Below are 21,222 nucleotides of genomic sequence, written 5' to 3'. Positions count from 1 at the left end.
TTAACATTATTTATTATGAAGAGGATAATATTGGCTATTTGCCTTATGGCAATGGCTTGCCCGCTATTTGCGCAGGAGCTGTATGTAAATACAGAGCCTGCCAGCAATATGGCAACCAGTTCGTTAGGCATTCGTGTTGAAAACCAGGGATATTTTTCGCCAACCTATAAAAACCGGAGCACTATTGAGGCCATGTACGGCGTTAGTCGCCACCTGATGGTTCATGGTTCGGTTTACATGTCTGATTATTACAGCAACAACCAGCATTTTGAAGGCGGCAGCGTGTATGCCAAGTACCGGTTTCTATCTATCGATACCGTTCAGCAGCATTTCAGGGGAGCGTTTTTTGCCAAACTATCAAGCATCAACAACCCTATAGTTAACCGCGAAATTACTTTAGAAGGCGACAACAGCGGCGCGCAGGGTGGGGTGGTTTTCACACAACTGCTGCATAAACTGGCGCTTTCCGGATCGGCAAGCTATTTGCGGGCTTTTAACAACAGCGGGAACTATGAACTACCGGTAGATAGGGTGCGCAATGCCGTGGCCTATACACTATCGGGCGGTTATTTGCTGCTGCCGCGCAATTACCGCGATTATAAACAGGTGAACCTTAACGTGTATTGTGAGTTATTGGGTAAAACCAACCCGGGACATGGCGAAAGTTATCTGGATGTTGCCCCGGCGCTGCAACTGATCTTCAACAGTGCCTGCCGCGTGGATTTCTCGTACCGGACGCCTATCTACAATGATATGCAGCGGAACACTAAAAATATGTACCTCATCAGACTGGAGTACAACTTTTTTAATCTGTAACATGGCAACCGGGCTGATTTGCGGGCAAAACCATTATTCAGACAGATAAGCCCGGCGTTGACGAGAATGTGATCAGCCAGGACGAACCAGGGAAAATCTTATACGTCATCTCAGCTAATTGAGATGACGTATAAGATTTTGTTTTGCCAGGTGCTTTTTTTTTAACAGGTATATATTTTATTACTTACCAAACATATTGCCAAGCCCGCCCAGGCCACCAAACATACTTTGGGTCATGGCAGCCATTTCACTTTGGCTAATATTTTCTGCTTGTTCAATGGCTTTGTTAATAGCAACAACAAGTAATTCTTCCAACTCTTCCTTATCAGCATCAGCCAAAAAATCAGGATCTATCTGTACCGATTGAATTACTTTATTGGCATTGGCGTTAACAACTATCTTACCGCCTTCGGCAGCGCCTGATACACTGATGGCATCCAGGCGTTTTTTCATTTCGCCAGCCTTTTGCTGGGCTTCCATTAATTTATCAAACATGATTTTATTTATTAAGTGAGTGGTTGATTGAGTTAATTAGGTGAGTAGTTGGAAGTGTCAAAAAATGAATCGATATAGCTCTCTGCCCTTAACCATTCACTTAATCAACTCAATCAACCATTCACCACAAAAAATTAATCATCACTGGTATCACCGTTACCGTTATATGCACTTTTACGTACAACAGGCATGCCAACTGTATTAAACAGATCGTCGAGTTTAAGCAAACTGCCATTGGCCAGGTTGGTAAGCAGCACAACGGTAATGTCATTCTTCATATCGCGCAGGTAAATATGCCTGAACCCGTGCCACCAGCCGGTGTGATAAATAACTTCCTGGCCCGGTGCTGTGAATGTACGCCAGCCGTAACCGTAGCTAAAATGTCCGTGTACCATTGGGTTACGGGGCACATAGGCCGAATCAAGTGTTGCAGATTTTAATAGCAAACCTGCACGCAGGGCACGGTCAAACAGGAATAAATCGCCAACTGTGCTGTAAATACCTTTGTCACCAACAGGACCATCTAAAAAGTTTTGCACTACCGAGTAGCGCCACTGGCCGCGATCATGACCAACAACATCAACCGGAATTTTATCATATACCGCCTTTGAGTAAACATGGGTATGCGCCATGCTGGCCGGTTTAAATACATTTTCCTGCATAAATTGGGCATAGCTCATTCCGCTCACTTTTTCAATGATAGAGCCCAGCACCATAAAGTTAGAGTTGTTATACAGGAAGCGCTTATTAGGCTCGTTGAAACGTGTTGGCTTATTATCGGCAATCATTTTCATGGCCTCGGCATTGGTAAGTCCCTTGCGTTGGTTCAAATGATTTTTCCGGTATATATCATCAATGAAATATACGTAATTCATCATGCCCGACCGGTGTGTGAGCAGCAGGCGAATGGTTACGCCATCGTAAGGAAAATCGGGAAAAAACTTTTTAACGTCGTCGTCGAGTTTGAGTTTGCCGCGCTCCATCAGCATCAAAATAGCTGTTGAAGTCATGGTTTTAGTAACTGAAGCCAGCTCAAACTGCGAGCCTATCTTCAGGCTGTCGCGGTGCAGGTAATCGGCCCAGCCTATGGCTTTTTCATACACTATTTTACCTTTTTTAGCCACAAGCACATTGCCGTTAAAACCACGGGTGCGGTGCAGCTCCTGCATTACGGCATCTATCTTTTTATCGGCGTTTTTGGGATTATAGGCCAACAGCGCCGCGGTATCGAGCGGCTTGGCCGTAACCTGCGATTGCGCTTGGTCTTTATTTTTATTTTTTGATGAACAGGATAACAGTAACAGGGGGGCAGTAAGCACTACCAGGCTTTTGTACACTAATCTCATAAAGCAATTTATCTCACACTAAACGAATGCGAAAATTAGAAATTATACAGCAGGTATTAATTAAAGTTTTAAAATTTTCTGTTAGTTAGCACAATTAGTATGTTTAAGTATGATTTTGTTGAAAAAAGGATTGCTAATTATCACTTTTATGCTTGCCGCCGGATTAACGCAGGCTCAAAATACTGACATAAACAGCATTATAAAAGAAGGTATAAAACTTAACAGCGAAAAAGATTATACCGGGGCTATGACAAAATATAACCAGGCCCTGGCCACCGATCCTGAAAATGCCCAGGCCAATTACCAGATGGCCTACACACTCAATGCTGCCGGAAAAGGAGCAGAAGGCATCCCATACTTAAATAAAGTTATAAAAACCGGAGGCGACCTAACCGGCCCCGCCTATGAACTCATGGGCAGTATTTACGATGCCTCGCATCAGCCGCAGCAAGCCATTGAGGCGTACCAGCAGGGAATTAAGTTAAAACCTGATTATCAGCCCCTATATTTTAATTTAGGGATAGCCTATTTCCGTGCGCAAAAATATGCCGATGCAGAGCAGGCAGCCATTGAAGCAATTAAGCTTGATCCAAAGCACGCCAATAGTCAGCGCCTTTATGGACTGGTAACTTTCCATCAAAACAAAAGAGTACCGGCATTAATGGGCTTGTGCAGCTTCCTGCTCCTTGATCCCGAAGGCCCTCGCGCAGATGAAGCCAATACCAACCTGCAAAGTTTACTAAGGGGAGGCGACCTGAAAGCAGGAAAAGCAGATGCCGAAACGTTGCTGCTCAACAAAACCTTAAGTACTGCGGTTGCCGTGCCGGGCGGACAATTGGAAACCCAATTGAAGAATATCTTTACTGCTGTTGGCAAGCTTGGTGAAAAACCAGGCAGGCAAACTTTTTTCTGGAACTATTATGCGGCATTTTTTTATAAACTATCTCAATCGCCCAATTTTTCAACCACTGTTAAGTTGATTAGCTTGAGTGCCGATAAAGCGGGCGCTGCTAACTGGCTGCAAAACAATGCCGATAAACGTAAGGCCTTGGATGAATGGATAGCATCTGCCGAAAGAAAATTTTAGGTCGGTTCTTGTTTTTTGCAAAACAGGTTTCGTAAATTTCGGTATGAAAACCTATCACAAAATCCTTTTGCTATTTATAGCGGTAACCTTGTCATTTAAAGTTAAAGCGCAAACCAACCAGGAAGCCGTTAATCTTGTAAAGCAGGGTGTTGCCCTTCACGATGAGGGTAAATATGCCGAAGCTATTGAAAAGTACCAGGCCGCGCTAAAGCTCGATCCTAATTATCCCACTGCCTATCACGAAATGTCATATACACTGTTTAGCAGTGGCAAGGGAAAGGAGGCTATTCCTTACCTTGAAAAGTTAATGAAGCTCGATCCTAAAAGTGGCGGCGCGTACGATATGTTGGGCAGCATTTATGACGACGACAATCAACCCGAAAAAGCCATTGAGTTGTTTCAAAAAGGTATTTCGATAGATCCGGATTATCAGCGCCTCCATTATAATTTAGCCATAACCTATTACAGGGTAAAAAAATACAAGGAAAGTGAAGATGCCGCTGTAGATGCTATTAAGCTTCAGCCAAAACATGCCAGCAGCCAGCGGGCGTATGCGATGGCGCTTGCGATGGAAGGCAAGCGGGGTTGTTCCCTGTTGGCTTGGTGCAGCTTTTTGATGCTCGAACCCCAAACTAAAAGATCTGCCGGGGCCTACCAAAGCATCCAGTCCATTTTACACTACGGTATTAAGAAAACCGGCGAGAAAAGTATCAATATGACGATTGATAAAAATGACCTCAATACCGGCAACCTGATTTTACCTATGGCCATCGTTAACGCAACATCGGGTAAAACTAATCTCTCGGTTACCGACTCGCTTAAATTTCAGCTTATTGAAGCATTTAAGGTTTCTTCCAGTTTTTATGGTGATCAGAAAAATGATTTCTATACCCGCTACATGGCCGATTATTTTAAACAACTTGGCCAAAGCGAAAACATGGACGCGTTTGCACACCTGGTATCATTAACGGCTAATCAGGAGGAAAATGCCAAATGGTTTAAGGAGAACGAAAAGCTACTAACCGCACTGGACACCTGGGTAACCAACACCAAACGCGAGTTTTAAAACGGACAAATATATTTCCGATAAATCATCACTATGACATATAGAAAATGATGATTGCATAATTTACATATCCATAATTGCGAAAACCAAAGTTTTACTATTTTTGAGCACACAAAATTTAACGACATGAATTTTCCAGCTGAATTAAAATACACCAAAGATCACGAGTGGATTAAGGTTGAAGGCAATGTAGCTACCGTAGGCATCACCGAATTTGCTCAAGGCGAGCTGGGCGACATTGTTTATGTTGATGTTACTTCATTAGGTAAAGAAGTTGCTAAAGACGAAGTTTTTGGCACCGTAGAAGCAGTAAAAACTGTATCTGACCTGTTTATGCCCGTTACCGGTACTGTAACCGAAGTTAACCCGGCGCTAAACAATCAGCCAGACCTGGTTAACAGCGATCCATATGGCGAAGGCTGGATGGTAAAAATCACCATAGCTAATGCTGCAGACGTTGACGCACTTTTATCTGCCGACGAGTACCAGGCGGTTATCGGTGCATAAAATGAAGCTGTTTTTAAAATATCATGGGCCCGCTATTTTGTGGGCCTTATTTGTTTTAGTGATCTGCTCGGTACATCTCGACTCGGTTGATAAATCGCCGTTGTTTTTTGAAGGCTTTGATAAACTAACGCATTGCGGTTTATTTTTCACGCTGATTGTACTGGTTTGCTTTGGCGTAATAAGGCAACAAAAGCCTAAGCGACTTACGTATACAGGCATGTTCATCATTTGGATTGTCAGCATAATTTTTGGGGGACTTATTGAAATACTGCAGGTCTCCATTTTTACCTGGCGTACTGGTGATTGGAACGATCTTTTTTGTGATGTACTGGGTGCCTGCATGGGCGTTTTTAGTGTTATGCTGACTATTGAGGCGATTGGAAAAAATGAAAAAAAATAAACTGGTTATTTTATTAGGCACGTTGCTGTTAATGGCAACATCATCATGCGGTATTTTTCACAAAGGATGCGGCTGCCCGCATTTTGGGAAAGTCAAAGTGGCAGATTCCAAAGGAACTGTGCAAATGATCGCTTAACCTACCGGCAAAGCACAGTTACTATTCAATTTACGGGTGTTCAATTTTTTAAAGTGTAAACACTTGCAATTATTTTCAAGAAAAGCACCACTGATAATCAGCGAATTAATTTTAACAACTATTGGCAAACTATCAAACATGAACAAATCATCTTTGATAATCAGCGGCTTGCATTTTTTAGAAATTAAAAGCTGAACAACCGTTTTTTTAAAAATTGAACAGTGACGGGATCATGTCAGTAAATAACGCGTGGCAATCGTGGAAGCAGGTGACTTTAGTTTAATATAAATTCAGTGTGGCCTGTCTTTTATTTATCGACTGTAGTGAGTTATAGCAGAAAGTCATAGATTCGTGAATATAATATGTTTTGATGACTAATAGTAAATTTAAAAAATGGCTGTTTATAGCGTCTCTATCGCTCAATGCTTTATTCGTTTTGTTTTTTGTTTTAAAGAGGGTTTATTATGCTAACTATGATTATTTTCATCCAAAGCCCACCATCGAGGCTCGTTGGACTAACTTTTTAAACTCAACTAACAATGGCAAAGAGGTCGTTTTTTTAGGTACAAGTATAACACAAGGATTCAATGTAACTAAGGAGTTTAATAACCCTCAAATTAAAAACATGGGCTTTTCAGGGAATACTACTAATACAGTTTTAGCAAGCTTAAAACGCGTGGTGCCAAGAAAACCCTATAAGATTTTTATTGAAGGAGGTGTTAATGATTTCAAGTACAAAATACCTTTAGATACGGCTGTTAATAATGTTCTTAAAATGATAGAGGTAGTGCAAGCGGAAACTCCCAAAACCACACTGTATATTCAATCAGAGTTTCCGACTAATTTAAAGAAGTTAAATGATACTATTAATGCCTATAACAGCAGGATTAAATCTGTATGTAAATTGAAAGGTGTCAATTTTATCGATTTTCACGATGATTTTTTAAGATACGGGAAGATAGATAACAGCTTAACATTTGACGGAACTCATTTAAATGAAACAGGTTATTTTGTATGGCGCAGAAACATTGAACAGTTTGTAAATTGAAGATCGTAATCATTATTTAAAAGCCCTTGTAAAAGTTATTTACAGGGGCTTTAAATGTTATTTAACTATGGCGTTTAGTCTTAAAAATATTACAAGTGGATTTATTTTTTGTTACAAGTGGATTTTGCGATTTTATAAAAGCAGAAAAAGCAAAATCGATAGCATCAAAAAGTCGTTTGCACATTTGAAATCTGCACATCTGTAATCTGTCGCATTTCCCTCCAAACTTCACACTAAAGTCATTTGCACATCTGCACATTTAAAATCTGCATATCATTACTCGTCTTATTTGGATTTAATATAAATAAGCTTACATTTGCTACGTTTTATATTATAAATGATGAAGCTGTCACAACTGGAAGTAGGCGAAACTGGTATCGTAAAGGAATTTACCGATCTTGAAATGTCGGTAAAACTGATGGAGATGGGTTGTTTACCCGGCGAAGAGGTGCGCATTTCGCGTATTGCCCCCCTTGGCGATCCTATTGCCATCAGCGTATCAGGCTATCAGCTTAGTTTACGCAGGTTTGAAGCGTCCACCATCATTTTGCAGTAGTTTTGTAAGCATTGAAAGCCGATATAAGAGTTGCACTTGTAGGAAATCCCAACACCGGTAAATCAACTCTCTTTAATATACTAACCGGGTTAAATCAAAAAATCGGAAACTTTCCGGGGGTAACTGTTGATAAAAAAACAGGTTTTTGCGCCCTGCCCGACGGTCGTACGGCCGAAATCATTGATCTTCCCGGTACCTATAGCATCTACCCAAAAAGTAAAGACGAATCCATTGTATTTTCGGTACTGGCAGATAAGTCAAAGGGCATGGTGCCCGATCTGGTAGTGGTGATCCTTGACGCATCAAACCTTAAAAGAAACCTGCTGCTTTATACCCAGATAGCTGATTTGAAGATCCCCGTTGTGGTGGCACTCAACATGATCGATGTATCTGAGAAAGCGGGTATCAAAATTAATATCGATCTTTTTGCCAAAAAGCTGGGTGTGCCTGTCGTACCTATCTCTGCAAGGAAAAATACAGGTATCGATAAACTCAAAAATGCCATTGCATTCGCCAACAGCGTAGCGCTGCAACAGGATACCATTGATATTGAAAGCCTCGCCCCCGGCATAATAGCGCAGATAAAAGGGGAGATGCAGGTTGAAAACCCTTATGTGGCCCTGCAGCTTGCACATCAGCATGAAACACTGAGCTATCTTTCAACAACCGAAAGCGACCGCATTGAGCAACTGGAGCAGGAGCACTCCTTCCACTCGCAAAAGGCGCAGGCTACAGAAACCATTGCCCGCTATAATTTTATTAACGACCTGCTTTACGATACGGTCACCAAGCCCGAAGCTGCCCATGACGAAACCATCAGCAACAAAATAGACAAGATCCTTACGCACAAAGTATTTGGCTTTGTGATCTTCTTCGCTATTTTATTGTTCATATTCCAGGCTATTTTTTCATGGTCGGCATACCCGATGTCGCTCATCGAAGATCTGTTTATCTGGCTACAGGCCGGTGCAGCTAAAGTATTGCCTGCCGGGCCGCTGAGTAGTTTGATTATCGATGGTGTGCTCGCCGGCCTGAGCGGGGTATTGGTGTTTATACCGCAAATAGCCATCCTGTTCGCCCTTATTTCTATTTTGGAAGATACGGGCTATATGTCGCGTGTTACGTTCATGATGGATAAGGTGATGCGTAAGGTGGGATTGAACGGAAAATCGGTAGTGCCGCTTATCGGCGGTTTTGCCTGCGCGGTGCCATCTATCATGAGTACCCGCACCATCGAAAACTGGAAAGACAGGATGATCACCATCATGGTAACACCATTGGTGGCCTGTTCTGCCCGTTTACCGGTTTATACTTTACTAATTGCGCTGGTTGTTCCTAACCGCAACGTTTGGTGGGTGTTTAACTTGCAAGGCCTGGCGCTTACTGCCATGTATGTGCTTAGCGTCTTTTCGGCTATCATCGTAGCCTTTGTGATGAAATTTATCCTGAAAGCCCGCGAGCGTGGTTACTTTATCATGGAGCTGCCTGTTTACCGCATGCCAAGGTGGAAAAACGTGATATTTACCATGTACGACCGTTCAAAAACCTTTGTACTACAGGCCGGTAAAGTAATCATAGCCGTATCTGTAATACTATGGGTATTAAAATCATACGGCCCCGGCGACAGGTTTGCCCGGATAGATAAGCAATACGCCCAGCCTCAGTATACCAAAACCATGACTCCGGACAGCCTGACCAAAGTCATCGCATCAGAAAAATTGGAAAACTCTTATGCTGGCGTATTTGGTCATGTTATTGAACCCGTTATTAAGCCGCTTGGCTTCGACTGGAAGATAGGCATAGCGCTCATCAGTTCATTTGCCGCACGAGAAGTATTTGTTGGTACTATGGCCACCATTTACAGTGTTGAGGGCGATGCGGATAAGCTGCAATCGGTACAGGAAAAAATGCATGAGGCCAAAAATCCGCAAACCGGCCAGCCGGTGTTTACGTTGGCGGTGGCATTTTCGCTCATGATGTTTTATGCCTTCGCCATGCAATGCGCCAGTACCGTAGCCGTTGTTTACCGTGAAACTAAAGACTGGCGATGGCCGGCTGCCCAGTTTGCCTATATGACGGCATTGGCTTATACGGCATCATTTATTGTATATCACTGGTTGAAGTAGTTCTTTAGTTCATGGATCATAGTCGATGGTTCATGGTAAAAGCTTTTTAGTCCCCCCACTTAATTTTTTGCTTAAGTCATAGAACAATAACAAAAAAGCTATGAACCTTGATCTATGAACTATACGCCACAAAAACCTTATATTTGTGTTGAGGTAAAAATTGGATAAAGTAAAAGTTTTAGAGAAATATTTACCGGCAGAAGCAGCCCCGCTTATTGCCCGGTGGATTGACTACTTCAAATGCGAATTTAAAATTTCGCGCAACCGCAACAGTAAATTTGGCGATTACCGCTCACCTTACGGAGGTAAAGGCCACCGGATCTCGGTTAATTATGACCTTAATCCCTACGCTTTTTTGGTAACTACCGTGCACGAGTTTGCGCACCTGCATACCTGGAACGAGCATAAACAAAAAGCCAAACCCCACGGAACGGAATGGAAAAATAATTTCAAAAAAATGATGCAGCCATTTTTTGAAAAGGAAATTTTTCCGCCTGATATTAAAAAGGCCATTGTAAACTACCTGGATAATCCGGCTGCGTCAAGCTGCTCGGATTTGAACCTATACCGTTCACTGCGCAAGTATGATCCGCCAAAAGAATCGGAAGCCATTTTAACAGTAGAAAAGATCCCGCTTAAGGCATTATTTAAACTAAAGGATGGCAGAGTGTTCCGCAAGGACGAAAAGCTGCGTAAACGCTTTAAATGCACCGAAGTGGCTACCCGAAGGGTTTATCTGTTTAGTCCGGTAGCCGAGGTAGAGTTGATTGAAGGTGCAACTGCGGCGTAGCAGACTTTATTGGAGCATAAACAAAAAAAGTCATTCCGAGGAACAAAGCAATCCTTCACCACCACGTCATTGCGAGGAACGAAGCAATCGCGAACTACACAGGGCGGACATGCTTATAGGGAATTGCTTCGTTCCTTACAGCAATGACGCTCGTTTAATCTTCAATTCTCGATCCCCCAACACCCAATCAATTTATTCTGTACTTTTACCGCATGGCAAAAGTTATATCATTTGTAAATAACCCTTACCAGGAAAACACCTACATTTTGTACGATGAAACCGGCGAATGCGTGATCATTGATCCGGGCATGTATACAGCACCGGAGCAAAATACGGTTGTAAGTTTTATCAAAAACAATAACCTAAAGCCCGTTATGCTGCTAAATACGCATTGCCATGTTGACCATGTGTTGGGCAATAAATTCGTGTTTGACCAATACGGGCTTAAACCCCGTTTCCATGTTGGTGAGTCAGAAACATTGGCTGCTGTTGTAGCTTATGCCCCATCAATGGGTTTTCGTTATGATGTATCGCCTATGCCCGATGAATTTTTGCCCGAAACCGGCACAATCCATTTCGGCAATACAACACTGCATTTGATCTTTGCGCCAGGCCATTCACCGGCCCACCTGTGTTTTTATGACAAGGAGGATAAGATCCTGATAGGCGGCGATGTATTGTTCAGGAACAGTATTGGCCGTACGGATTTACCGGGCGGTAACTTTAGCTTACTTATAGATAATATCGAAACCAAGCTGTTTACCCTGCCCGATGATGTTACCGTTTATCCTGGCCATGGCCCCGAAACAACCATCGGCTACGAAAAACAAAACAATCCGTTTTTAACTTAGTTAACAGCTTAATAACGTTTATCTACTAAAGCAAACCTGAACGTATAATCCCCGCACAATTGAACACGTCCATTTACATAGCAAAACGTTACCTGTTTTCGGGTAAAAAGATGCATGCTATCAATATCATTTCGGGCATTTCTATGCTGGGGGTGCTTATTGGCAGCGCGGCTTTGCTCATTATCCTTTCGGTGTTCAATGGCTTTGAGAAGGTTATCCTTTCATTATACAGCAACTTTACGCCCGAATTGAAGATAGAGGCCAAACTGGGCAAAACATTCGACCCTAATACGCCCTACTTTGCTTCATTGCATAAAGATGCCCGCGTTTTTTCTTTTACCGAAGTACTACAGGAAAAAGCCCTGATCAAATATGGCGACAACCCATTTTTGGGGACGGTAATGGGCGTGAGCGAAGATTTTTTAAAAAATCCACAGCTTGATAGTACCATTGCCAGCGGCTCGTTCACGCTTAAAAGCGGCAATCAAAACTTTGCCGTAATTGGCGCTACTATTCAACGTACTTTAGGCATTAATGTACATGACGGACTTACGCCGATACAGGTATTTTCTCCGCGTCGCGATGCCGAAAATTCGGCCAATCCCTTAAATGAGTTTGTTGTCCGCAGCATCAATCCTTCGGGCGTATTTGCCATACAGCAGGAGTTTGATGATATCACCGTAACACCTATCGAGTTTGCCCGCGATCTGCTCGACCAACCCGTAAATGTGTCTTCGCTCCAGATAAATTTTAAACGCGGCACCAATCTCGATGCTGTGCAAAAAGACATTATTGGTAAAATAGGCAAGGATTTTACCGTCAAAAACCGCAAGGAGCAAAACAGCGAGCTTTATAAAACCCTCAATTACGAAAGCTGGGCGGTTTACATGATCCTTACCTTTGTGCTTATTATCGCAATATTTAATATCATTGGCTCGTTAACCATGCTGGTTATCGACAAGCGAAAAGACATAGCCATTTTAAGCGGATTAGGCGCCAATAAAAACATGATCCAGGGGATCTTCTTTTTCGAGGGGATGATGATCACCGCCGTGGGCTGCGTTATCGGTATTATATTGGGCACCATTTTCTGTCTGTTGCAGCAACATTACGGCTGGATAAAAATGGGTGCCAAGATGACGGTATTGGACGCGTACCCTATTGATCTTAAGGTCAAGGATTTTGGACTTGTGCTGTTAACCGTTGGAGGTATTTCGGTAATTGCGGCCGGTATAAGCGCCCGTTTAAGTATTAAAGGGTTGGATGAAATCAAACAGGATTTGTAAATTTGTTAAATGGGTATGAGGTACATCAAAGTTTCTATTTTCTTGCTTGTTGTTATTGCTGTTTATGCATGTAATAACGATGCCCATAAAAAGGATCAGGTTACGCTTTATAAAGGTTTATACAGCGCCGGCCCCGAAATAAAATCATTCAAAGATTGCGATAGCGGCCAGGAATTTTGGGCTGTTGACAGTTCGGCCCAGTTGGAGCTGCAGTATTCACAACTCAATTTCGAAAAGCCTTACGAGCCCGTTTATGTAGAGGTAGAAGGCATCAAATCAAAATCGGGCAAAGCAGGAATGGGCTCTGAATATGACAGCACCCTTGTTGTAAAAAAAGTAGTAAAAATAACCAAAGAGATACCGCAGGACGTGTGTAATTAACACCTTGCCATCATTGTTAATAAAAGCCAAAAACAATAACTTAGGCTTTTGCATTAAGCATTAAACACTCATCTGCCTTATCGGCGTTAACTAATAACCAATGGAATCAAAACGTCAGCAAAAATTTGCCGGAGTAATACAGGAAGACCTTGCAGCTATTTTTCAGCGCGAAGGCATGAATTATTTGCCTAATACACTGGTAACCATAACCAAGGTACGTGTAACACCCGATTTGGCCATAGCCCGTATATTTTTAAGCTTTTTAGGTAATCCTAATGTGCAAACGGCTTTGCATACCATCAAATCGCACGCTTCAGAGATCAGGTATAAACTGGGTGCACGCATTAAAGATCAGGTGAGGATCATTCCGCAGCTTGAGTTTTTTGTTGATGATACCAGCGAGTACGTTGAACGCATGGACAAGATTTTTGATAAGATCAGCAAAGAAGAACGCCAGCCCGATACCGAAGAAAATTAATTGATGGACCGGCACGCGTTGTTAACAAACTTTATCAACAATCACCCCGAAGCCATTGGCAAAGTGGTTGATTTTGATAACGAGCGCGACCGCCTGTACCTGCTTGACCTTACTGCCGCCAACAATGAACTGACGGCAGAGGTCATTAATAATACCCCGCTATTCAGCAGCTGGGTTAATTCAAAGTTGCGCGATAATAATTGCCGCTATGGCGTTGGAGGCTATATGGAGCACCGCACCATTTATGCTTTCAGCAGCCACTTTGATACCGGTGATGAGCCCCGGCGCTTACATTTAGGTGTTGATATCTGGGGCGATTCCGGCACTCCGATTTATACCCCGTTGGATGGCCTGGTGCACAGCTACCAGGATAATAACAACATTGGCGATTACGGCCCAACTATCATTTTACAACACGATTTAGACGGCTTAACCCTTTATAGCCTGTATGGCCATTTAAGCCGCAAAAGTCTGGAAGGGATTTTAGTCGGTATGCCTGTTTTTAAAGATCAGCAGATAGCAACCCTGGGGGATATTGACGAAAATGGTCAGTGGCCTCCACACCTGCATTTTCAACTCATGTTTGATATGGAAGGTAAACAGGGCGATTACCCCGGTGTTTGCAAATTTTCAGAAAAAGAGATCTGGCAAAAAAACATTCCTGATCCGGGGGTGATTTTGCGTTTTCCGGATGCAGTGAATGTGAGGTAACACCCTGATAATTTATTATTTAACATAGCGAGAAAACCAGGTATTTCCCCGCTATGTCAAATTTATTCTGATTAAGCTTCTATTTCAGTTTCGGGAACTTAGCCGCTTCAAAAATACTTTTCTCGGTTGCTGCTTTTTCCACATCCTGCCATTTACGTGGTGCGTCGATAGATAGGTTAGTGCCGCCATCTTTACCAATCTGTACGTCATCTTCAATACGTATGCCGATATTCCACCATTTTTTATCACATGGGCTTCCGGCTGGGATATAGATGCCCGGTTCAACGGTGATCACCCAGTTCTCTTCCAAATTACCACGACCACCCTTGTCATGCACATCAAGTCCCAGGTGATGTGAGCATCCGTGTGGATAATACCTGCGCACTTCCGAAGCGTTTTTGATGATCCCCAGTTTGATCAATCCGGCGGTTAATACCTCTGCCGATTTTTGTTCAAGGCTGGCATACGGAACGCCTGCTTTGCATAACTTAAAAATCTCCTCCTGGGCATCATATACCAGTTGATAAATAGCCTTTTGCTCTTCGGTAAATTTGCCGTTGGCTGGTACCGTACGGGTAACATCGGCAGAGTAGCCATGATATTCGGCACCGACATCCATCAGCAATAACTGGTTATTGATTTTTGTGGCCGAGTTTTCTTCGTAATGCAGGATACAGCCGTTTGCACCTGCGCCTACAATTGGCGCATAACCCTCGTCTTCCGCGCCATATCTTTTGTGTACATAGGTCATGATACCTTCAACCTCGCGCTCACTCATGCTTGGTTTTACCGCCTTCATCACTTCTAAATGGGCAAGGCTTGATATTTGAATCGCTTTCTTTAAAACCGCCAACTCCTCGGTAGTTTTTACACCGCGAAGCTTGCTTGTAAAGGCGCCGAAACCGGCAGTGCCCCCTAAAGTATTACCTATTTTAGCTTTAACTGCCATCAGGGTGGCAGAATCTGGCTTGGCCAAAAGTTCCTGCACTAAAGGACTTGCCTTTGTTAAATCGTTATTATACCTGCTTTTAAAAAAGGTAACCATGCGTGATAGGTTCTGCGGCGTTGTACGATTGGCAATCAAGTTCATGTCGCTCACGGCCTGCCTGTCAACATCAGGGATCCCCGCTTTTGTTCTAAAAGCAGCTATCAGTTTTTTTAGCTCTCCTGTTGATCCATCACCGGTAACATCTTCGGGCAGATTATCATAATACACATTGGCAAACTTTTTAAAATCAACCGGAAACTTCGCGAAATCCTCGCCGTTGTATACGCGTTTAAAGCCAAGTTGCGACTTAGCTCCTTCAACGCCTAAACGTCTTCCAGTCCACTGTTCGCGACCGGCATCCCTGTGCCGCACAAACAACACTTCGTTATAACTGCTATCGCCATCGGCCTGCATATCTTTAAACACCAACAATACCGAATTTGGCTCTTTATACCCCGAAAAATAATACAAATCAGGGTTAGGGTGATAAACGTAATTAACATCATTTGAAAACACCTGCTCCGGGTAGGAGAAGATCACCGTTACCGAATTAGCGGGCATCAGGTCACGAAGCGCCTGTCGCCTGCCGGCATGAAATTCTTTGCTTAAATAATCGGTGGGTAGGTTTTCGGCGGCTTGCCCAAAACAGCGGCTGCTGCCAGTCAGGGCAAGTAAAACTACCAATGCCCGAAAAAATGATCGCGTCATAATGATAAAGGAATAAATGTCAGTCAAAAAAACGGTTTAAGATACTAAATATCAGGAATTATCGTGCTCACCCTTTTAGGGGGAAATAAAGATTGATGTGCAGATGATAAGATTTCAGATGTGCAGATTGAGAAACTTACGAAGTTTCAAAAACTTCGTAAGTTTTGCCGGAATTATATCAAAATATGTCATTGCGAGGAGCAGGCGAGGGGATATCGGCGGGGGGCGACATGGCAATCTCGTAGCTGTGCATTTCGAAAATGCATTGGCTACGAGATTGCCACGCTATCGCTCGCAATGACATAAATTAAATAAGTTGATTACTTAATCTTCCTTGCTGTTACACCTTCATTGGTGATTTTAACAGGCAGGATCTTGCCATCCTTGTCAAAATACATTTTGTCGATACAGGTTACACGGTGGTTTCCATCCGTTTCGGTTAACGGGCGGCGGTGGTAAACGATGTACCATTCATCCTTACCCGGTACCTGGATCACCGAGTGATGGCCTGCGCCTGTGGCGATACTTGGGTCTTGTTTTAATATTGTTCCAATGCGGTTAAACGGACCAAACGGCGAGTCGCCGATGGCGTAGGCCACGCGGTAATCCGGACCAGTCCAGCCGCCTTCGCTCCACATAAAATAGTATTTGCCTTTACGTTTAAACATTACCGGACCTTCAACATAATCTTTCGGCGTGATTAGTTTATAGGTTTCGCCATCTTTAAACGGTTCAATGCCTGTAAAGTCGTTTTTTAATTTTACGATGTTGCATTGGCCCCAGCCACCATAGATCATGTAGTACTGGCCATCGTCATCTTTAAAAACAAATTGATCAATAGGTTGAGCTTTATTGATGATCTGCCCGATAAGAGGCTTACCTAAAAGATCTTTGAACGGACCTTCCGGTTTATCAGCAACAGCAACACCTATACCGCCAACTTCATTATTGTTCTGGATATCGTTAGCGCCAAAAAAGATATAGTATTTGCCATCTTTTTCGGTCACTGCCGGAGCCCACATAGCGCGTTTAGCCCACTTTACAGCGGCAGTATCAATAATGCGGTGATGTTTTGTCCAGTTAACCAGATCAGGCGATGAAAAGGCATCCATAAATACCTGCTCATTATATTTAGCCGAGTAGGTAGGGTATACCCAATACTGTTTGTTAAAGATCTTAGCTTCAGGGTCGGCATACCAACCTTCCACAATGGGATTGCCGGATGTTTTTTTCTCCTGCGCTACAGTCTTATTAGCTATTGATGACAATGCCAAACCCGCGCCCAGCAGGAACATGATTTTTTTTGAGATAAACATGGGGATACAGATTTTTGGTTCTAAAGATATAGAAATAGATAAAACGTTTTAGTTTATTTCAAAAAAACAACACCGGCCGTGTTGCTTATGCTTTTTGGTTACCGGTGTTTTGCTGCTTTGGTTTCTTTTTTCCCCATCTGCGGTTGGGTTTCTTTTTAGCATCGCCCTGTGCCGGTTCAGGTTTAAGCGGCTGTATGGCGGCCAGTTCATCGGGCAAGGCCATCAGCTTTATTGGCTTTTCTATCAGCTTTTCAATGTTCTTAAGCTTCCGTTCGTCGCGGTGGTTTACAAATGTAATAGCGGTACCGGTTGTGGCGGCACGGGCTGTGCGGCCAATGCGGTGGATATAATCTTCCGGATCGCCGGGAACATCATAGTTGATCACCAGGTCAATCCCCTCAATATCTATCCCGCGCGAAAGCGCGTCGGTACCGATAATGATAGGCAGCTGTTTGTTTTTAAATTTTAACAGGATCTCTTCACGCTCACGCTGTTCAAGGTCTGAATGGAACGACAGCGCATTAAGCTTAATGGCCCTAAGTTCTTTATATAACGACCGTACTATTTCTTTACGCGAAGCAAAGATAATAGTGCTGGCAAATGCCGAATCCTTGAGGATATGTTGCACCAGCGGCGTTTTTTGCTGATCATGCACCCGGTAAACCTGCTGATCAATACCGACAGCCGGCTGCGAGATGGCGATATTGATCTGCTCCGGATCCTTCAAAATAGCTTTAGCCAATGAGCGGATCCGCCCCGGCATAGTGGCCGAAAACAAGAGTGTTTGCCGCTCTTTGGGCAGGTAACTGATGATCTTCATAATATCATCCGAAAAACCCATGTCCAGCATACGGTCGGCCTCATCAAGTATCAGGTGGGTAAGGTGATTAAGCTTTAAAACGCCTGAAGTAAGATGGGCTATAAGCCTGCCGGGAGTAGCCACAATGATATTTACATTATTCTGGATACCACGACGCTGCTGTTCGTAAACAATACCGTCGCCACCGCCAAAAACAGCGATAGAGCTGATACCGGTAAAGTAGGCAAGGCCTTCAACCTGCTGATCTATTTGCTGGGCAAGCTCGCGGGTAGGGGCAAGTATAAGGGCACTGGTATGGTGTTTATTGGTTTTGCTGATGCTGTTTAAAACAGGCAGCAAATAGGCGCCGGTTTTGCCGGTACCAGTTTGAGCACAAGCTATCAGGTCGCGCCCCTCCATAATGGCCGGGATAGCCATAGATTGAATGGGGGTTGGGTTTACAAAACCCATACTCTCTACACCTTCAAATAATTGCTCGTTAAATTTAAAATCCTGGAAAGTCACTATATCTTATAAGTAAATTATGCAAGGTATACATTTTTAATGGTAAATATCCTGTTTGGCCTTAAATGAACTACGGTTAAAGGCCGTGATAAAATCATCGTGTAAATACAGGAGGCACCTACGGAGCCAAAAGGATTTGTTTCATTTCTATAACAAGGCAGATATTGAGGCTCCGTAGGTGCCTCCTATTACATTTCAAGACCGTGCGCCGCAAAATTCGCCTGTGAAACTCATTAATTGACATATGTTTTACCTAAGTAATGTACAACACAGGTTCAAAAAATATATTTTTGAATACCTATGAATATTATCACTCAAACACCACGCTTGCTCATCCGTGAACTTACAGCCGAAGACGAAGAACTTTTGCTCACAATAGACGAAGACGACCGGCTTACCCAATATGTAAAGAAACGTACTCCGCAGGAGAGTAAGCAGGTTTTTAAGGATACCCTGAAGGAATACAAAAACGGTTCGGGCCTGGGCAGGTGGGGAGTATTCAACATTGCCGACAATGATTTTATAGGTGTTTGTGCCCTCAAACCCAGCGATTACGACAGGAGCCGGATTGAATTAGGTTACCGCCTGCACCTGAAATACTGGGGCCAGGGCGTTGCCACCGAATTGGCAGAGGCCTTGGTTAGCTATGGCTTAAATAAAATTGGCCTAAAAGAAGTTTGTGCCGTTACCCATCCACAAAACGTGGCATCACAAAGGGTACTGATCAAAGCCGGGTTTGCAAGGGAAGGGATTGTGTTTTGGTACGGTGAGGATGTGCCGTTTTTTAGGATTGAGCGGTAGAAAATAAAAAAGATGTCATTGCGAAGCGCGGCAATCGCATGCTATACAGGGCGGTTATGCTTCCGTGCGGTTGCCACGCTACGCTCGCAATAACATAGCTTGAATGTTTGATTAAACTTATCTCAAATCCTTGATAATGTCCTTACACCCGCTTTCAATCAGCTCAAAAACTGGCTCAAACTGGCTGTCATCATAATAAGGATCCGGCACTACTTTATCGCCTAACAGGAGTTTTACTTTTGCTGCCTGTTCTTCGTTGCGGGCTATATCAAGTACATCGCTCAAATTATTGCGGTCCATTACAAAGATGTGGTCAAACTCGTCAAAATCACTGCGTTTAAACTGGCGGCAAACTTGTTTACTGATATCTATGCCGTGGTTCCGCGCAGCACGGATGGAGCGTCTGTCCGGAGCTTCGCCTATATGCCATCTACCTGTACCCGCCGAATCAACATCCCAGCCCAGGCCATTTTCATCTGCCAGATGCTGCATGATCCCTTCGGCCAGCGGCGAACGGCAGATATTGCCGAGGCATACCATTAGTATTTTCATCTTGTTGAAGGTTAAAGGAGAAAGGTTAAAGGCAAAAGGTCAAAGCTGAGAAGGAGCCTTTTACCTTTCAGCTTTAACCTTTCGCCTCAAAAATCAACCAAAAATTTGATTCAATACACCGGCCAAACGAACACCGGCTTTTACCATCTGGTCGTTTAGGATACCAATGTATTTGAAGTTGTATTTGTAGCTCAGGTTTTCGCCTGGTTTAACATCAGTGTACAGCTTTTCGGCAATCTGATTGCTTTCAAACAACCATTGGCTTATCGGGTCTTTCTGCAATTTGGCGCGCTGGGCAACAGTAGTATGGTTAATCATGGTTGCATACTCGGTATAGCTCAACTGCTGAAAATCAATCAACTGGCTGTCCCAAACCGAGTGCAGGTTGCTGTCTTTTCCAAACCACTGAACTTTTACATCGTTACCGCCTTTATCGCTGGTATGGCCGGTATGAAGTGGCTGGTGTACGTCTTCAACGATGTGGATCAGCATCCGCAGGTAAAGCAGTTTGTTGGCTTTAGTGGTAGTTTTCTTTTTAAGCTCGGCAATCAAAAAGTTCATTTTGGTGTAGGCATCAACGGCTGTATCCGCTTTTAAGTAGCCTTGCAGTTCGGGATAGGTGTAAGCTTTATCCAGATCAATAAAATGCCAGTTATACAGGTAACCGTAAGCCGGATCTGATTTAATAAAATCCGCCCAGTTACTGGTGATCGCTACTGATTCATTTCCTAAAATAGCCTCTATGGCCTTGCGGGCTTTAGGTGTAAGGTAGCTGTCGGCAACCTGTCCGCAAATGCGGTGGCCGTTGGTGCCCCAGGCCATACTTTGCAGGGGGATATAAAATATAGCCACCAGCAGTAAAAGTTTCTTTAAAATTTGTGTTTTCATTACAATGGTTTTGGAATACAGCTTGTTCTTTTAATTAGATGCGCGTTGATAGGGATCACGTTGGATGTACTTACAAACCTGATGAGCGAATCGCCTGTGTGGTGAACTTTAAAATACTCTTCATAATCGCCAAACCTGAAACAGCCCTGTTCATTTTTATACGAGCCATCGGCATTACAAAACTGGCCTTTAATGTGCAGCGTATCCTGTCTTTGCGAGTAGGTCCCCCGTACATATTCGGCCCAGTGCCCTTTACTCATGCAAGTATCCGCACCGTAATTAACCTTGCTCACGGTACTAATCTTCAAAAGAAATGAATCGCAGCTAAATTTGATGTCGTATAGCGAATATGTTACCAGGCTTTTTTGCGCCGGTACCGAGTCCTGCCGCCACTCACCCTGCAGTTTGCTATCTCCCGGCTCCTGCATATCAGGGTTCCTGCTGCAAGAAGCTACGATTAGGCAAAAGGCGAAAGGTAAAAGGCGAAAGGCTTTCTTTGAGCGAAAAGCGGAAAGCGGAAGGCTTAAAGCAAAGCGCTGAAAGCTGAAAGAAAAAAAGAGAAAGC

The 21,222-nt window shown here is 43.4% G+C and carries 23 protein-coding genes; 15 read left to right on the top strand and 8 right to left on the bottom strand.

What is annotated here, in order from left to right; translation table 11 throughout:
• The first annotated feature begins 15 nt into the window (after positions 1–15).
• Positions 16–816 (top strand): hypothetical protein, encoded by an 801-nt coding sequence (locus EAH55_RS02970; protein WP_162996731.1) that lies wholly within the window; start codon positions 16–18, stop codon positions 814–816.
• Positions 817–996: 180 nt separating this feature from the next.
• Here the strand turns inward: EAH55_RS02970 and EAH55_RS02965 are convergent, their stop codons facing one another.
• Both EAH55_RS02965 and EAH55_RS02960 read right to left on the bottom strand, forming a co-directional pair.
• Positions 997–1,311 carry a YbaB/EbfC family nucleoid-associated protein gene (locus EAH55_RS02965; protein WP_121808418.1) on the bottom strand — a complete coding sequence of 105 codons (315 nt, stop codon included), beginning with the start codon at positions 1,309–1,311 and terminating at the stop codon, positions 997–999.
• A gap of 134 nt (positions 1,312–1,445) precedes the next feature.
• Entirely contained in the window at positions 1,446–2,657 is a 1,212-nt protein-coding gene (locus EAH55_RS02960; protein ID WP_121808417.1) for a serine hydrolase domain-containing protein, read from the bottom strand.
• A 148-nt stretch (positions 2,658–2,805) separates the two neighbouring features.
• Between EAH55_RS02960 and EAH55_RS02955 the strand changes: the two genes are divergently transcribed.
• The 13 genes from EAH55_RS02955 (at position 2,806) to EAH55_RS02895 (ending at position 14,080) form a co-directional block, all read left to right on the top strand.
• Positions 2,806–3,744, top strand: a complete 939-nt coding sequence (locus EAH55_RS02955) for a tetratricopeptide repeat protein (protein ID WP_162996730.1) — start codon at positions 2,806–2,808, stop codon at positions 3,742–3,744.
• Between the two features lie 43 nt (positions 3,745–3,787).
• Entirely contained in the window at positions 3,788–4,810 is a 1,023-nt protein-coding gene (locus EAH55_RS02950) for a tetratricopeptide repeat protein (RefSeq protein WP_121808415.1), read from the top strand.
• Positions 4,811–4,936: 126 nt separating this feature from the next.
• The gene (gene gcvH, locus EAH55_RS02945; RefSeq protein WP_121808414.1) at positions 4,937–5,317 is read left to right on the top strand and encodes a glycine cleavage system protein GcvH; all 381 of its coding nucleotides are present in this window, start codon (positions 4,937–4,939) and stop codon (positions 5,315–5,317) included.
• 1 nt (position 5,318) lies between these two features.
• Entirely contained in the window at positions 5,319–5,717 is a 399-nt protein-coding gene (locus EAH55_RS02940; RefSeq protein ID WP_162996729.1) for a VanZ family protein, read from the top strand.
• A 506-nt stretch (positions 5,718–6,223) separates the two neighbouring features.
• Positions 6,224–6,901 carry a GDSL-type esterase/lipase family protein gene (locus tag EAH55_RS02935; RefSeq protein ID WP_121808412.1) on the top strand — a complete coding sequence of 226 codons (678 nt, stop codon included), beginning with the start codon at positions 6,224–6,226 and terminating at the stop codon, positions 6,899–6,901.
• A 340-nt stretch (positions 6,902–7,241) separates the two neighbouring features.
• Positions 7,242–7,457 (top strand): FeoA family protein, encoded by a 216-nt coding sequence (locus EAH55_RS02930; protein ID WP_110586276.1) that lies wholly within the window; start codon positions 7,242–7,244, stop codon positions 7,455–7,457.
• An 11-nt stretch (positions 7,458–7,468) separates the two neighbouring features.
• Positions 7,469–9,583, top strand: coding sequence for a ferrous iron transport protein B (gene feoB, locus EAH55_RS02925; RefSeq protein WP_121808411.1), 2,115 nt, complete (start codon positions 7,469–7,471; stop codon positions 9,581–9,583).
• A 160-nt stretch (positions 9,584–9,743) separates the two neighbouring features.
• Entirely contained in the window at positions 9,744–10,373 is a 630-nt protein-coding gene (locus EAH55_RS02920) for a SprT-like domain-containing protein (protein ID WP_121808410.1), read from the top strand.
• Positions 10,374–10,585: 212 nt separating this feature from the next.
• Entirely contained in the window at positions 10,586–11,224 is a 639-nt protein-coding gene (locus EAH55_RS02915; RefSeq protein ID WP_121808409.1) for an MBL fold metallo-hydrolase, read from the top strand.
• A 59-nt stretch (positions 11,225–11,283) separates the two neighbouring features.
• Positions 11,284–12,510, top strand: coding sequence for an FtsX-like permease family protein (locus tag EAH55_RS02910; protein ID WP_121808408.1), 1,227 nt, complete (start codon positions 11,284–11,286; stop codon positions 12,508–12,510).
• Positions 12,511–12,525: 15 nt separating this feature from the next.
• Complete coding sequence (locus tag EAH55_RS02905; RefSeq protein ID WP_112574700.1) at positions 12,526–12,891, top strand: hypothetical protein; 366 nt, start codon at positions 12,526–12,528, stop codon at positions 12,889–12,891.
• A 100-nt stretch (positions 12,892–12,991) separates the two neighbouring features.
• Positions 12,992–13,369: a 30S ribosome-binding factor RbfA gene (gene rbfA, locus EAH55_RS02900; RefSeq protein ID WP_090532309.1), complete on the top strand. Its 378-nt coding sequence runs from the start codon at positions 12,992–12,994 to the stop codon at positions 13,367–13,369.
• A gap of 3 nt (positions 13,370–13,372) precedes the next feature.
• Positions 13,373–14,080, top strand: a complete 708-nt coding sequence (locus EAH55_RS02895) for a peptidoglycan DD-metalloendopeptidase family protein (RefSeq protein ID WP_121808407.1) — start codon at positions 13,373–13,375, stop codon at positions 14,078–14,080.
• A 79-nt stretch (positions 14,081–14,159) separates the two neighbouring features.
• On the opposite strand, the gene EAH55_RS02890 is transcribed toward EAH55_RS02895, so the two are convergent.
• The 3 genes from EAH55_RS02890 to EAH55_RS02880 form a co-directional block, all read right to left on the bottom strand.
• Complete coding sequence (locus EAH55_RS02890) at positions 14,160–15,776, bottom strand: aminopeptidase P family protein (RefSeq protein ID WP_121808406.1); 1,617 nt, start codon at positions 15,774–15,776, stop codon at positions 14,160–14,162.
• 320 nt (positions 15,777–16,096) lie between these two features.
• The gene (locus EAH55_RS02885; protein WP_244228084.1) at positions 16,097–17,092 is read right to left on the bottom strand and encodes a glycoside hydrolase family 43 protein; all 996 of its coding nucleotides are present in this window, start codon (positions 17,090–17,092) and stop codon (positions 16,097–16,099) included.
• 85 nt (positions 17,093–17,177) lie between these two features.
• Positions 17,178–18,416, bottom strand: a complete 1,239-nt coding sequence (locus EAH55_RS02880) for a DEAD/DEAH box helicase (RefSeq protein ID WP_208644778.1) — start codon at positions 18,414–18,416, stop codon at positions 17,178–17,180.
• Positions 18,417–18,716: 300 nt separating this feature from the next.
• Between EAH55_RS02880 and EAH55_RS02875 the strand changes: the two genes are divergently transcribed.
• A complete protein-coding gene (locus EAH55_RS02875; RefSeq protein WP_121808405.1) occupies positions 18,717–19,217 on the top strand; it encodes a GNAT family N-acetyltransferase in 501 nt (166 codons plus the stop codon).
• Positions 19,218–19,334: 117 nt separating this feature from the next.
• Here EAH55_RS02875 and EAH55_RS02870 read toward each other — a convergent pair whose 3' ends face one another.
• The 3 genes from EAH55_RS02870 to EAH55_RS02860 form a co-directional block, all read right to left on the bottom strand.
• Positions 19,335–19,769, bottom strand: a complete 435-nt coding sequence (locus tag EAH55_RS02870) for a low molecular weight protein-tyrosine-phosphatase (protein WP_121808404.1) — start codon at positions 19,767–19,769, stop codon at positions 19,335–19,337.
• Positions 19,770–19,862: 93 nt separating this feature from the next.
• Entirely contained in the window at positions 19,863–20,657 is a 795-nt protein-coding gene (locus EAH55_RS02865) for a S1/P1 nuclease (RefSeq protein ID WP_121808403.1), read from the bottom strand.
• On the bottom strand, positions 20,657–21,085 hold the full coding sequence (locus tag EAH55_RS02860) for a fumarate hydratase (protein ID WP_162996728.1): 429 nt from the start codon (positions 21,083–21,085) through the stop codon (positions 20,657–20,659). Before EAH55_RS02860 ends, EAH55_RS02865 begins: the two co-directional genes overlap by 1 nt.
• Positions 21,086–21,222: the final 137 nt, after the last annotated feature.

It is taken from the genome of Mucilaginibacter kameinonensis (assembly GCF_003675385.1).
Taxonomy (GTDB): Bacteria; Bacteroidota; Bacteroidia; order Sphingobacteriales; family Sphingobacteriaceae; genus Mucilaginibacter; species Mucilaginibacter kameinonensis.
Note: the sequence above shows the minus strand (reverse complement) of the source record. Positions and strands in the feature narration are given on the sequence as shown.

Excerpts from the sequence above, each read along its gene's own strand:
- EAH55_RS02970 (WP_162996731.1), top strand. The coding sequence starts at position 16 with ATGAAGAGGATAATATTGGCTATTTGCCTTATGGCAATGGCTTGCCCG.
- EAH55_RS02965 (WP_121808418.1), bottom strand. The coding sequence starts at position 1,311 with ATGTTTGATAAATTAATGGAAGCCCAGCAAAAGGCTGGCGAAATGAAA.
- EAH55_RS02960 (WP_121808417.1), bottom strand. The coding sequence starts at position 2,657 with ATGAGATTAGTGTACAAAAGCCTGGTAGTGCTTACTGCCCCCCTGTTA.
- EAH55_RS02955 (WP_162996730.1), top strand. The coding sequence starts at position 2,806 with ATGCTTGCCGCCGGATTAACGCAGGCTCAAAATACTGACATAAACAGC.
- EAH55_RS02950 (WP_121808415.1), top strand. The coding sequence starts at position 3,788 with ATGAAAACCTATCACAAAATCCTTTTGCTATTTATAGCGGTAACCTTG.
- gcvH (WP_121808414.1), top strand. The coding sequence starts at position 4,937 with ATGAATTTTCCAGCTGAATTAAAATACACCAAAGATCACGAGTGGATT.
- EAH55_RS02940 (WP_162996729.1), top strand. The coding sequence starts at position 5,319 with ATGAAGCTGTTTTTAAAATATCATGGGCCCGCTATTTTGTGGGCCTTA.
- EAH55_RS02935 (WP_121808412.1), top strand. The coding sequence starts at position 6,224 with ATGACTAATAGTAAATTTAAAAAATGGCTGTTTATAGCGTCTCTATCG.
- EAH55_RS02930 (WP_110586276.1), top strand. The coding sequence starts at position 7,242 with ATGAAGCTGTCACAACTGGAAGTAGGCGAAACTGGTATCGTAAAGGAA.
- EAH55_RS02915 (WP_121808409.1), top strand. The coding sequence starts at position 10,586 with ATGGCAAAAGTTATATCATTTGTAAATAACCCTTACCAGGAAAACACC.
- EAH55_RS02905 (WP_112574700.1), top strand. The coding sequence starts at position 12,526 with ATGAGGTACATCAAAGTTTCTATTTTCTTGCTTGTTGTTATTGCTGTT.
- rbfA (WP_090532309.1), top strand. The coding sequence starts at position 12,992 with ATGGAATCAAAACGTCAGCAAAAATTTGCCGGAGTAATACAGGAAGAC.
- EAH55_RS02895 (WP_121808407.1), top strand. The coding sequence starts at position 13,373 with ATGGACCGGCACGCGTTGTTAACAAACTTTATCAACAATCACCCCGAA.
- EAH55_RS02890 (WP_121808406.1), bottom strand. The coding sequence starts at position 15,776 with ATGACGCGATCATTTTTTCGGGCATTGGTAGTTTTACTTGCCCTGACT.
- EAH55_RS02885 (WP_244228084.1), bottom strand. The coding sequence starts at position 17,092 with ATGTTTATCTCAAAAAAAATCATGTTCCTGCTGGGCGCGGGTTTGGCA.
- EAH55_RS02875 (WP_121808405.1), top strand. The coding sequence starts at position 18,717 with ATGAATATTATCACTCAAACACCACGCTTGCTCATCCGTGAACTTACA.
- EAH55_RS02870 (WP_121808404.1), bottom strand. The coding sequence starts at position 19,769 with ATGAAAATACTAATGGTATGCCTCGGCAATATCTGCCGTTCGCCGCTG.
- EAH55_RS02865 (WP_121808403.1), bottom strand. The coding sequence starts at position 20,657 with ATGAAAACACAAATTTTAAAGAAACTTTTACTGCTGGTGGCTATATTT.
- EAH55_RS02860 (WP_162996728.1), bottom strand. The coding sequence starts at position 21,085 with ATGCAGGAGCCGGGAGATAGCAAACTGCAGGGTGAGTGGCGGCAGGAC.